General features: G+C 32.5%; 13 protein-coding genes. 9 read left to right on the top strand and 4 right to left on the bottom strand.

What is annotated here, in order from left to right; genetic code table 11:
* Nucleotides 1-138: 138 nt before the first annotated feature.
* From ACFO3O_RS11970 to ACFO3O_RS11960, 3 genes are all read right to left on the bottom strand, one after another.
* Nucleotides 139-1797, bottom strand: a complete 1659-nt coding sequence (locus ACFO3O_RS11970; RefSeq protein ID WP_379979072.1) for a lamin tail domain-containing protein — start codon at nt 1795-1797, stop codon at nt 139-141.
* A 740-nt stretch (nt 1798-2537) separates the two neighbouring features.
* On the bottom strand, nt 2538-3170 hold the full coding sequence (locus ACFO3O_RS11965) for a hypothetical protein (RefSeq protein ID WP_379979070.1): 633 nt from the start codon (nt 3168-3170) through the stop codon (nt 2538-2540).
* 20 nt (nt 3171-3190) lie between these two features.
* Nucleotides 3191-3703, bottom strand: coding sequence for a hypothetical protein (locus tag ACFO3O_RS11960; protein ID WP_379979068.1), 513 nt, complete (start codon nt 3701-3703; stop codon nt 3191-3193).
* Nucleotides 3704-4176: 473 nt separating this feature from the next.
* On the opposite strand from ACFO3O_RS11960, the gene ACFO3O_RS11955 reads away from it, so the two are divergent.
* The 4 genes from ACFO3O_RS11955 to ACFO3O_RS11940 all read left to right on the top strand — a co-directional run bounded on the left by ACFO3O_RS11955 (nt 4177) and on the right by ACFO3O_RS11940 (nt 6171).
* A complete protein-coding gene (locus ACFO3O_RS11955) occupies nt 4177-4362 on the top strand; it encodes a hypothetical protein (RefSeq protein ID WP_379979066.1) in 186 nt (61 codons plus the stop codon).
* Nucleotides 4363-4373: 11 nt separating this feature from the next.
* Nucleotides 4374-4745, top strand: a complete 372-nt coding sequence (locus ACFO3O_RS11950) for a GerW family sporulation protein (RefSeq protein WP_379979064.1) — start codon at nt 4374-4376, stop codon at nt 4743-4745.
* Nucleotides 4746-4859: 114 nt separating this feature from the next.
* The gene (locus ACFO3O_RS11945) at nt 4860-5300 is read left to right on the top strand and encodes a hypothetical protein (RefSeq protein ID WP_379979062.1); all 441 of its coding nucleotides are present in this window, start codon (nt 4860-4862) and stop codon (nt 5298-5300) included.
* A 370-nt stretch (nt 5301-5670) separates the two neighbouring features.
* Complete coding sequence (locus ACFO3O_RS11940; RefSeq protein WP_379979060.1) at nt 5671-6171, top strand: nicotinate-nucleotide adenylyltransferase; 501 nt, start codon at nt 5671-5673, stop codon at nt 6169-6171.
* A 374-nt stretch (nt 6172-6545) separates the two neighbouring features.
* Here ACFO3O_RS11940 and ACFO3O_RS11935 read toward each other — a convergent pair whose 3' ends face one another.
* Complete coding sequence (locus ACFO3O_RS11935) at nt 6546-7304, bottom strand: SDR family NAD(P)-dependent oxidoreductase (protein ID WP_379979058.1); 759 nt, start codon at nt 7302-7304, stop codon at nt 6546-6548.
* A gap of 172 nt (nt 7305-7476) precedes the next feature.
* On the opposite strand from ACFO3O_RS11935, the gene ACFO3O_RS11930 reads away from it, so the two are divergent.
* From ACFO3O_RS11930 to ACFO3O_RS11910, 5 genes are read left to right on the top strand one after another with little or no spacing between them, the layout of a single operon-like run.
* Nucleotides 7477-8247, top strand: a complete 771-nt coding sequence (locus ACFO3O_RS11930) for an outer membrane lipoprotein-sorting protein (RefSeq protein ID WP_379979056.1) — start codon at nt 7477-7479, stop codon at nt 8245-8247.
* A gap of 1 nt (nt 8248) precedes the next feature.
* Nucleotides 8249-9469 (top strand): ABC transporter permease, encoded by a 1221-nt coding sequence (locus ACFO3O_RS11925; RefSeq protein ID WP_379979054.1) that lies wholly within the window; start codon nt 8249-8251, stop codon nt 9467-9469.
* Between the two features lie 2 nt (nt 9470-9471).
* The gene (locus ACFO3O_RS11920; protein WP_379979052.1) at nt 9472-10689 is read left to right on the top strand and encodes an ABC transporter permease; all 1218 of its coding nucleotides are present in this window, start codon (nt 9472-9474) and stop codon (nt 10687-10689) included.
* Between the two features lie 4 nt (nt 10690-10693).
* Nucleotides 10694-11392, top strand: a complete 699-nt coding sequence (locus ACFO3O_RS11915) for an ABC transporter ATP-binding protein (RefSeq protein ID WP_379979050.1) — start codon at nt 10694-10696, stop codon at nt 11390-11392.
* A 5-nt stretch (nt 11393-11397) separates the two neighbouring features.
* Nucleotides 11398-12558, top strand: a complete 1161-nt coding sequence (locus tag ACFO3O_RS11910; RefSeq protein ID WP_379979048.1) for a hypothetical protein — start codon at nt 11398-11400, stop codon at nt 12556-12558.
* Nucleotides 12559-12568: the final 10 nt, after the last annotated feature.

Genomic DNA, 12568 nt, shown 5'->3' with positions numbered 1-12568 from the left:
GACAATTGTAAAATGAGTAATTAATAACTCAGGTAGAATTAACTTTAATAAGTCTAAGGACAGTTCCATTTTTTTTACAAAAATCCAACTTCTATTTTAATTCACACACAACTTTTAGGAATGATCCGGTCTTCCCTTTTATTTTTTAATTATTCTTATAGTGTTACTATTAGTATCAGAATATAATTTAACAAAGTAAATACCTTTAGTTAAGTTATTGGTTTCAATAGATTCTAATCCCGTTTTATATTCATTTATTTTTTGACCTAATACATTATATAGCTCTATTTTTTTTAATGGTATTTTAGAATCAATATTTAATATATCAACTACAGGATTAGGATAAAATGTTATTGATGTATCAATAAACTCGTCTTCATCAATGCTAAGTGCTCCCAAATGAAAGCCAGGACTAGCATAAATATCAAATCCTTCGTATACTCCAGAATAAATCTTACTATCAGTCCAATTAACAGGATCACTATTATCTGCAGAAGGATCTACAAGCTCCATAGAATGACCTTGCCCAGCAGCACCCTCTGGCCACGGAGCACCTATAGTATACGTTAGAACATCTATATAATTTTCAGAATGATGATTTGTATTTTGAATATAAATAGTTTCAGGCTCATCATTACTTAAATTTGCTCCTTTCCATTCATGGGCCGGTACTCCAAAAAATGAGGTAAATGCGGCCTGATTTTTGGCTGTAATCCAATACTCTCCAGGTTGCAAAGTATATTCTGGTAATTTTCCACTAGCAATACCCCCTTTTATTCTTAGCCCCCCTAACTCTATTGGTGTATCTGTATTATTATAAAGCTCTATAAATTCTAAATCATCATTTTGTTCTACAGGAGGTTCATCATACATAATTTCTGTAATTACCAAACCTTCTGTCAACGGATTGTAAATAAATTCAACTTCAGTAGTGGTCATCACATTACCTGCTAAATCTGTAACATTAGCAATCTCTAGTTCGTAATATTTCCCTATACTAATACCAGGGTCTAACATGAGTGTTACTAAATCTGGCTCTGTAAGTACTAAAGAACTGACCTGAGGAGTTGCTGTATCTAAAAAAGTATAGTTAGTCGGTAATAATGCAGATGTACTATCAACAGGCTCACTAAAACGAATTTGTATTTCGTTGGTATTTATAACGGTTGGTTCTAAAGCAACAGGAGGAAAAATATCTGCCTCGGCAGCATAAATATGTATATCATCAATAAGAACTTTAGCGGGTAATCCTTTTTTTGCTCCAGCCTTTGCCATGAATTGCAACACAACATTAGAATTAGAAAAAGCATTTGGATGTAAGGCATAAATAAATTCTTGATATGGTGTATCAATATTTTCAAAGCCACGATGATCTGATCCCATTAAAACTTTTGGGCCAAAAGTAAGACCTCCATCAACAGAGAGTTTTAAAAATAGTTTAACGTGTTTCATGTCCCCCGTAGCAACAGTTGCAACCCAAAAATTAGTTACAACGTTTTCTAATCCTGTAAGATCTAGATCTACTTGAGCTATAACCTCTACTTCTTCTTCATCTTCGCCTTCTTCAACAACAGGCCAAAGACCCATTGCATAATTTCCATTATTAACATTGGTTTCTTCTTGGAATATTCTGTTATCATCTACAAAATTTCCAAACCAATTATTTATAAAATATAAGTCTAGTCCTTGTGTGAAAATTTCGTTTTCAAAACCTTCATCATAAGGAAATTCAGTTACTTGCCCAGTAGTTTTTGAGCAAAAAATAATTACGAGCATTAAAAATATAAGTTTTTTCATGACTTTTAATTTAAGGGTTAATTTGTTTCTTCATAATCTTATCTTCATTCCTCAAAATTATTTGAAGATCCATAACAAATAAATGATCTAGGTCAATTGCATTGGTTTTTATTAAAAAACATAAAGAATTGAGAAATCAATAGAACAATCAAATCTAGTAGCAATACGATTTCAAGAACATTAGTACTATTGAAAAAAACTGAAGAAAAAAGCGCTGTAGTAAAAACCAATCTCATAACCAGCAATGTGTAGAAGAAGTTTTTTCTGCAAAATCAAGAGAAATAAACCAAACCAATAACATTAATTACAATAAAGCATAAATATTTCCTATACGCACCTGTGCATAATATTTTAATATGATTACAGTTGAACTAGCTTTAAAATACATTTGGGAACGCCCGTTTTCTTCAACTAAAGAAAAATTTCTTAACGTTGAGGCTACTTTGAGTAAAATTGGAAAGAAATTGACCTTAAGAGAAAAGAGAATAGATTGTTCCTATTCTCTAAGGAAGAAACGGATTATTCTATAATCAATATCATATTAAAGAGTTAGAGTTGACAGATGTTTCTCTTGAGTCTAGTCGCATAGGATTAAAAATTACCAAGAGGTATTTTAAAAAACAAAACCTAAGAGAAAGCATCTTGAGAATATTAAAAAGGAACTGACTATTTTTTGAAGATTAAATTAAGTAAGAAATACTTACACTGCTTCCTCACGATTGAGGGAGGGTGTAAATTTATCAATGCCTAGTAATTAGACCTTCTTCTTCTAATCTATTGATGATAACAACTACATAATCATCTACAGTTTTATATATACCCTGAGGATCAACAAGATCCAAAGCTCCTACCCAGATTAAGGACTTATCATCATTTTCATTTATATTATAAATAGAAGTTTCTACGTGATAGATTTTATATTCATTGTAATAATCAGGGTTATAATAAATATCTTGATAATAGTAGTAATAACGACCAAATCGTCTCCAACGATAATCAATTGTGTAATATCCCCTAGAATAATTTCTTTTGTCATCAACCCCCTTTACAGCCGAAATAATGATAGCATCAAATCCCTTTTCTGATAGACCTTGAATCATTGTATTAATTTCTTCTTCTGTCTTTTTAGAATCTGTAAATGAAACATCTATAATCTCAGAACTTTCAAAGGCATTAATATTTCTTTTTTGAAATTCTTCTTTTAAACGACTTTCAAATATTTTTCTAGCAGTGAGATTATTTGTTACTCCTACTACCAATAGTTTTTGAGGTTTAAAAAATAATACATCTTCATTTTTCCAGCTATCAACTACCCGTATTGATGAACAACCAGACAACATAATAATTCCTAATAATAAGATGATATTTTTCATTAATTCTGTTTTAGTGTTTGTTAATCTTTTACTAGAATTGTATCTACTCTACTTATGATTTTATCTGAAAATTCTTCTGCGTTTTTTATAATAGACTCCCCTGCAATTGCATCAATATCCTCCATTTTATAACTGCCTTTTCCTGATGTAGTAAGCACCACTATTTTTTCTTTGTAAGGCATTGTTCGTTTTATAAATTTTTCTACGGTAAGAGGAGGCTTCCAATTTTCCCAAGTATGGATCACGATGATAGCATTGTATTCTTTTGGATCTACATTTGGTAATCCTGTTACGTCTATAACCTTTATAAATATAGGTCTTGACTTGTAGTGCTCTAAGATATCAAAAGTGACTTTATCTTTAAACTCACTACCTTGTGTTGCAATCAAAATTTTTTGCTTCAGGTTAGGAGAATTAATCTCCATAGATGCTGCAAGGTCCATCGAATACGTATATCTATACCAAACTCCTAGAAAAAAAAGCAATCCAAAAAATAATAAGAATCCGATTCCAATTTTTTTATACACTTTCATAGTTATTCAAAATGGTGAACTGTAAAATTATACAAGATCAGATAACTAATAAATGATCTAGATCAGTCAAATTAAATAAGAGTTTATACATCTATTTTAACATCTAAGACTGATCTACATCATTGTCTTTAATACCCTACACTTATAGTTTTACATAAAAATAAAAGATGCTTTTTACACTTGTAATAGTCGTAATCATTCTACTAGTAGTAGTCGTATTATTTGCCCCTATTCTTATATGTATTGATACAGATAAAAAACACTATTACATACAACTTAAAGGATTGTTTAAAATAAGTGCAGAGGTTGATAAAGTTGACGTTTTACGAATAAGAGTACATACATTTTTTAAAGATTTTTATTTCTACCCATTACGGCAGAAAACCTCTAAAAAAAAGAAAGTAAAAACGAAAAAATCAAAAAGGAACAGAAATATTCCTTTGACAATGTTTCGTTTATTAAAGTCTTTCAAAGTGAAAAAACTTCATATAGACATGGATACGGGTAATTGTATTACAAACGCCAAACTATATCCGCTGTTTGCTTTTTTGAATTACAAATTTGGAGGTTTCAACATCAACTTTGACGGGCGTACCAAATTACTAGTGTATTTAGAAAACAGACCAATTAGAATACTTACATCATTTATTAATTTTTAAAACTTAGAATTATGGATTTACATTTTGAAGAATTATTAGGAAAAATTACCGACTTCATTAAAGCTGAGGCAAAAACAGATACCGTTGTTGGACAACCGTTTGACTTAGGAGAATTTAAGTGTGTACCTGTTATTAAGGTAGGTATGGGATTTGGTTCTGGAGGCGGTGAAGGTACAGAACGCAAGGGAAGTAAAGGAGAAGGAGTGGGTGCTGGTGCGGGCGTTGGCATAGAGCCTATAGGGTTTCTAGTAACTAAAGGAGATGAAATTTCTTTCTTATCTGCAGGCAAAACACAAGGACTCGCTGCTGTATTTGAAAAAATACCAGACCTTATCGAAAAAATTGCATTAAACAAAAACGTAAAAGAGGAGACTACAGCCTAGTCGCTGTATCCAATAACCATCTATTCTCTAGTCTAGAAAATGGATGGTTATTTTTATGCTTTCGAGAACCTGCCTAGCTGGCAGGGAGCGTACCAATAAAATATATCCCATATTATGAAAACTAGAAATTTTCTAATCTTTTTACTAGGGTTTCTAGGCGTAGGTGCTATAGGTGGAGGAAGTTTATTGATTATTTCACCTTCTGGAAAATTGTTAGGGACACCGCTATCAATACTAGAAACATCGCCTTTTAATGATTTTTTAATTCCTGGTATCCTTCTATTTTTTGTTATTGGTGTTGCGCCGTTAGTATTAATTTTAGCACTTATAAAGAAACCTATATCTGTACTCGCAGAATACTTTAATTGTTTTAAAGATATGCATTGGTCATGGTCATATACCGTGTACATAGGTTTTGCACTTATCATCTGGATACAGGTTCAAGAAGTTCTCATAAATGATGTACATTGGTTACATAGTTTTTATATGCTGTGGGCACTACTCATCCTTTTTGCAACCCAATTACCTCAGCTAAAAAAGAGATACAAAAAATAAAAAATCTATAACGTATCCTCAATTAATAAGAGGTCTATAAATCACATGAAATTTTAGTACACCTAGTGCTCTTTAAGTATTCCAACGATTTAATTTTTCAGGCTTCTTCATGTCAAAACATATTTTACTAGGATGCTTTACCAGTAGATTTTAAATCAAAATTTTCAGATTTTTTAAGCAAAATGATCTAGGTCATTTCACAAAACATACATATAAAGTTACTTTACACTATTAAAATGACTTACTGGAAACTAGTTTTTGGTAAGTTCATAAATCCCATAAGAGGCTTTCTTAAAACGAGTAGATGAAAATGATTTTAGAATGCATCAAATGCGGAATCATACCATTACTAATCTAAATTATTTTAAAAATGAAAAATTTAATTATCGGTCTTTTTATTTTTGGACTTACCACCCAAGTATTTTCTCAAGTTATAGAATTGCCAGAAGTATTCATTTCTCCAGTTAATTACAAATATCTCTATACCGTAAATTCGGAAGACAATGATCCTAAAGTGGCAGGCCTAGAAAGAAAAGTAGCGCAGTTTGATGTCACCAAAGAAGATTATTACGATGATGATTATGATGGTTATACGGTATCATTTTATATTCCTAGCGGAAGTGTTGTCGCTGCATATGACAAAGATGGAAAATTGCTAAGAACCATCGAACGATTTAAAAATGTTAAATTACCAACAGCGGTACAAAATGCAATCGCTAAAAGATTTCCTAATTGGTCTATGACTAAAGATAGCTATCAAGTATCCTATAACGATGATAACTCCACAGCAAAAAAAATCTATAAGGTGAAACTTACAAATGGCGAGAAGTCGATGAAAGTAAAAACAGATGAAGCTGGTAATTTCCTGTAAATCATCAATAAGCAATTTGTTAGTTTTTGATTTGTTAGTATGTATCCTATGTTTTGGAGTTTAAAAACTCTGAGACATAGGGTACATGTTTTATATGCTATTTAATATAGTTAAGTACCAAAAGATCATAATATAATATCCTTGAATTTATATTATGAGTATTGTTGTCTAAGCATATTCAAATTACTTGACTATCATGATACACATCAATACTATGGGGAGCGTTTATATACTTATATGTGATCCTAAGTACGCTTTCGCGAAAGCGTACAAACAATGCAACACTTTATAACAATCACAATGTATCAAATCATAGTGCACTGTGATTAACCAGCATTGATCCTAACAAATGAATCTATTGAAAAAACAGTGATTTAAGCATTCATTCCGCCATCAATAACTTGCATGGTTCCTGTCATATATTTACTTTCATTTGACGCTAGGAATAAAACCAATTCGGCTATCTCATTTGCTTCAGCATATCTTCCAAAGGGTATTTCATCTTCAAAAGACTTTTGAGCTTCTTTGGGATTATCAGGAGAAATATCCTTCTCAATATCTCGCATCATGCGAGTATTTACGGGTCCTGGATGTATGGTATTCACTCTAATATTTCTATCTGCATTTTCCAAAGCAGCCGTACGCATAATTCCTATGATAGCATGTTTACTAGCAACATAAGCACCTAGCCCCTTAAAGCCTTTGAGCCCAGCAACAGAAGAAGTTATAATAACACTTCCGCCATCAGACATTTTGGGGATCACATATTGACATCCCAACCAGACACCTTTTAAGTTGATAGCTATCACCTGATCAAAAATATCTTCAGGATACGCTGCAATGGGTTTTGACACCCCTTCTATGCCAGCATTGTTAAAAAAGAGGTCAATTTTTCCAAATTTTAATAGTGTCTTTCTTACATAATTTTGAGTATCCTCAGATTTTGAAACATCTGCAACACAATAGGCTGCGTTTGGACTATTAAAATCATAGATTACCTTCTTTAAGGTCTCTTCTGTCCTTCCTACGAGCATTACCTTTGCACCACGAGTCAAGAATAACTGAGCGGTTGCTCTTCCTATTCCTCCTGCACCTCCAGTAATAATTGCGACTTTATTTTCGAGCTTGTCCATTTTTAATCAAGGTTTTGTTTTGAATATTGAATCTACAATACGTATGATTTTTATAAAATGATATATGTCAGGTAGCAGAAGTTAATTCTTAAACTGATAAGTAGAATCTTACTTAAGATTCTACTGACTTATATCATTGTTATCGTGATGCTTTCAGGATACATTTACTACTATGAAAAAAGTACAGCTACTTACATTTATTGGAGGGATTCTTCTATTTGCTATATTTCTTCTTTCGATGCAACTTCAGCAAGAACTTTCTGCAACAGCTATTGTAAAAAAAGCCGATGAAAATATGCGGGGTAAAACTTCGCAAGCAGATATCACAATCAAAATTATTAGACCTACCTGGAGAAGAGAAATGGACATGAAAGCCTGGACTAAAGGTGATGACTATTCAATGATTTTAGTAACGTCACCTGCCAAGGAAAAAGGAACTGTTTTTTTAAAGCGTATTAAGGAAGTTTGGAATTGGATTCCAACCATCGAGCGTACTATAAAATTACCCCCTTCTATGATGTCACAGAGTTGGATGGGTACAGACTTTACAAATGACGATTTGGTGAAAGAAGCATCTTCGGTTGAAGATTACACTCACAAACATTTAGGAAAGGAATCAATTAGAGAAAAAGACTGCTATAAAATAGAAATGATTCCCAAGCCGTCTGCAGCAGTAGTTTGGGGAAAAGTGATTGTATGGATAGATGCTAAAGATTTTTTACAGCTAAAAGCAGAATTTTATGATGAGGATGGCGAATTAGTAAATAGTATGATCTCAGGAGATGTTAAGGAACTAGGAGGAAGAAAAATAACTGCAAAGATTGAAATGTTTCCTATTGACAAAGAAGGAAACAGCACGGTGATCATTTATAATGATATTGTTTTTGACAAAGAAATAAATGATAATTTTTTTACCACTCGTACTATGAAAAAATTAAAATAATATGCTCTTAAAATTAGCTTGGTTAAATATCTGGAGGAATAAACGTAGGACCATCATCACCACAACATCTATCTTTTTTGCGGTATTGTTGGCAATATTAGTTCGTTCCTTAACCGATGGTATTTATGAAAATATGATTCATAATGTTGTTAGCTATTCCTCAGGTTATCTACAAATCCATCATAAAGGTTATTGGGATGAACAATCTATCGACAACACATTTGAGGAAGATGAACAACTTTATCAAAGTGTATTAAAAAACCCAAAGGTTACGCACATAATGCCTCGCCTAGAAACTTTTGCATTGGCATCATACCGCGATAAAACCAAGGGAGTCCTAATTTTAGGTATAGATCCACTTAAAGAAAAAGAAGTCAACAAGCTACACGAAAAAATTAGTGCTGGAAAATATATAGAAACCATTAATGATACTGCTGTTATATTAGGGGAAGGTCTGGCATCCCAATTAAAGTTAAAAGTAAATGATACCTTGGTTTTATTGGGTCAAGGCTATCACGCAAGTAGTGCCGCCGGCAAATTTAAAGTGAAGGGTCTCATAAAATTAGGATCTCCAGAATTAAACAACAATGTTGTTTATATGCCAATGAAATTATGCCAAAATATGCACGGAGCTGAGAATCGATTAACGGCAATCTCTGTAATGTTGGATAAAACCACCAATTTAGAAACCTTAAAATTTTCACTACAAGAATCCATTGGTTTTGAAAAATATGAGGTAATGAGCTGGAAAGAAATGATGCCAGAGATGGATCAGTTTATTGAAGCCGATAGTAGTGGGCATTTTATAATTACTTGGATCCTTTATCTTATTATTTCGTTTGGTTTATTTGGTACCTTATTAATGATGCTGTTTGAAAGAAAGCACGAATTAGGAATCTTGATTGCTATTGGAATGAAGAAGCATTTATTAGGATTTGTTCTTTTATTAGAATCTATCATGATCTCTTTGATTGGATGTGCAGCTGGCATTGTCGGTGGTGTTTTGTTGATCACGTGGTTCACAAAACATCCTATTCATCTCACAGGTGAATTAAAGGAAGTTTATGAGGAGTACGGTATAGAATCTATCATCTATTTTTCTAGTAGTGAGCATGTTTTTATTACACAGGCTGTAATCGTTTTAATAGTATCTATCCTTTTGGCCATATATCCAGGCTTTAAGGTAATGAAGTTAAAACCCGTTGAAGCCATAAATAGTTAATTATGTTATTTCAAATTGCTTGGCGAAACATTTGGCGGAACAAATCGAGAAGTCTGGTCGTCATAGGTTCTATCATCCTTGGTGTATGGGCAGGTATTTTTATTTTGGCATTTATCTGGGGGTTGTACCAGAACAATATTAACGAATCAGTCTTTAAGCAATTATCCCATATTCAAATTCATCATCCAACTTTTCTTGAAGAAAACGATTCTAAATACGCCCTATCGAATAGTAATGAAATTGTAAATAGCCTTAAAGCCGATAATAGGATTGCCTCGGTAAGTTCACGTGTTATCGCCACGGGTATGATAAGTTCCCCAACGACAGCAAGTGGTGTAAAAATATATGGAATACACCCAAATTCAGAAATCACACAAATCGCTTTAAATGAAAGTGTAAAAGAGGGCGCTTATTTTGATTCAGGAAAAGAAAATGAATTGCTTATTGGAGAGAAACTTGCTAAAAAATTAAAAATAAAGCTCAAAAGTAAAGTTGTATTAACTTTTTCTAATGTAGAATCCGAAATCGTTTCTGGTGCCTTTAGAATAGGAGGTATTTATAAGACTAAAAATAGTTCTTTGGATGAAGTAAATGTGTACGTTCAGCAAAATTATTTACGGAAATTATTAGAGTTAGATGCTTCAAAAACTAATGAAATTGCCGTTTTGATAAAAGATGAAGGGCAATTAGATAGCATTAAAAAATACAGTTTAGCATTAGTCTCAGGCAGCAAGATTGAAGATTGGAAAGAGCTTTCTCCTGAATTGGGAATGATTATAGAGTCTTTTAATTTATACACCTATATACTTACTGGAATTATTTTATTGGCATTAACCTTTGGGGTTATAAATACTATGCTTATGTCAGTATTAGAACGTATTAGAGAGCTCGGAATGTTAATGGCAATTGGATTGAATAAGCGTAAAATATTCTTAATGATCATGTTAGAGACTTTCTATTTGACTTTAGTAGGTTGCCCCATAGGATTATTTATAGGTTGGTTGAGTGTTACCCTATTAGGAAAAACTGGAATTAATATCGCTATGTTTTCAGAAGGCTTACAATCCTATGGGTTCAATTCTATGATCTATCCTTCATTAGAAAATGAAAATTATATAATTATAGGCGGTATGTGTTTAATTACAGCCATACTATCCGCCATTTATCCAGCTTATAAAGCACTGCAACTAAACCCTTCAGAAGCAATACGTAAAATTTAAGGTCATGGCAAAGACAATTATTGATGCACATAATGTGAGTAAAACCTTCAACCCTAAAACAATTCCTGTTCATGCGGTTCAAAATGTACATGTACATATAGAAGAAGGGGAGTTTGTAGCACTCGTTGGTCCTTCTGGTTCTGGCAAATCGACTCTCCTTAATATGATGGGTGGTTTGGACGAACCTACTGCAGGAACTGTTATTATAGATGGTGTTGAAATTACGACACTTTCCGAAAATAAATTAATAGATTTTAGATTACATAATATCGGTTTTGTTTTTCAATCCTTTAATCTTATTCCAGTTCTCACAGCAAAAGAAAATGTTGGTTTTGTATTGCAATTACAGAATATACACAAAGATAAAAGAGAAAAACGTGTCTTAGAGTTATTGAATGAAGTAGGCCTTGAAGATAAGATTAACAGTAAACCTAGCGAACTTTCAGGTGGTCAACAACAGCGTGTGGCAGTGGCAAGAGCATTGGCTTCTAAACCAAAAATAATACTGGCAGATGAGCCTACGGCAAATTTAGACTCAAAGTCTGCTGCAAACTTACTAGACATTATGGCCAAACTTAATAAAGAAGAAAAAATAACTTTTTTGTTTTCTACACATGACCAAAGAGTAATTAAAAAGGCAAGACGGATAATCACATTGGTTGATGGTAAAATAGATTCAGATGTGCAACAAATACCTAGTTAGGAACTATGAAAAGGGTTCTAATTACACTTATATTCTTATTCTCCTTAATATGGAACACCTTTAATCTTTTTGCTCAAGAAAAGGAAGAAAAACTATTCTTAACGGGTTACATTAAAAATCTTCACGAGTTCAGTTTTATTGACCAACTAGAGCAGTTGCAATGGACTACCTTTTTACATAACAGACTTAATTTTAAATACGCTCCTTCAGAAACCATAACGGCTAGACTAGAGTTTAGGAATCGATTTTTTTATGGAGATAACGTCAAAAATATTCCTAGGTTTTCTGATATAATTTCTCGCGATAATGGTTGGATTAATCTTTCATTGAAACTAATAGATAATAGCAATGTAGTATTTAATATTGCTATAGATAGGGCATTAATTAACTACAATAAAGAAAATTGGGATATTACCTTGGGGAGACAACGTGTTAATTGGGGAAAGAATTTGGTCTGGAATCCAAACGATATTTTTAACACCTATAATTTTCTAGACTTTGATTATGAAGAACGTCCTGGAAGCGACGCATTACGAATACAATACTATACCAGTGATTTTAGTAAAATTGAATTGGCAGCAAAAAAAGGCAAGAATAAGAACGATTTTATAGTGGCTACATTATATGAGTTTAATAAATGGTCTTATGATCTTCAGTTACTCACTGGTATTTATCAAAAAGACTGGGTGTTAGGAGCTGGTTGGGCAGGAAATTTGAAAAATGTAGGATTTAAAGGAGAGGCTTCTTATTTTGTACCTTATGAGAATACTGATACCTCCGAAAATGTATTGAGCGCTTCTTTATCGGTTGATTACGGTTTTAAAAATGGGCTTTATATAAACGGTTCTGTAGTATACAACAGTATAACAAATGACTTTTCAAGAGGAATAGAAAATCTACTATTTGCAGATATTACAGCAAAAAATCTCATACCGTTTAAATATGCTGGATTTCTTCAATTATCTAAAGAATTTTCTCCTATCTTTTTAGCTACCATAAGTACTATTTATTCACCCACCAATCATTCTGTTATATTTATTCCTTCTTTTAGGTATTCTATTGCTACAAATTGGGAGCTTGACTTTACAGGGCAATCCTTCTTCGAGTTGAAAGAATATCAAACTTTGGGCAATAGTTTTTTCACAAGATTGCGTTGGAGTTTTTAAAATTTAATAT

Origin of the sequence: Dokdonia ponticola (assembly GCF_042653865.1) — a bacterium.
In the GTDB taxonomy this organism is placed as follows: Bacteria; Bacteroidota; Bacteroidia; order Flavobacteriales; family Flavobacteriaceae; genus Dokdonia; species Dokdonia ponticola.
The sequence above is the reverse complement of the archived record's forward strand: the minus strand, read 5'-3'. Positions and strand labels throughout refer to the sequence as shown.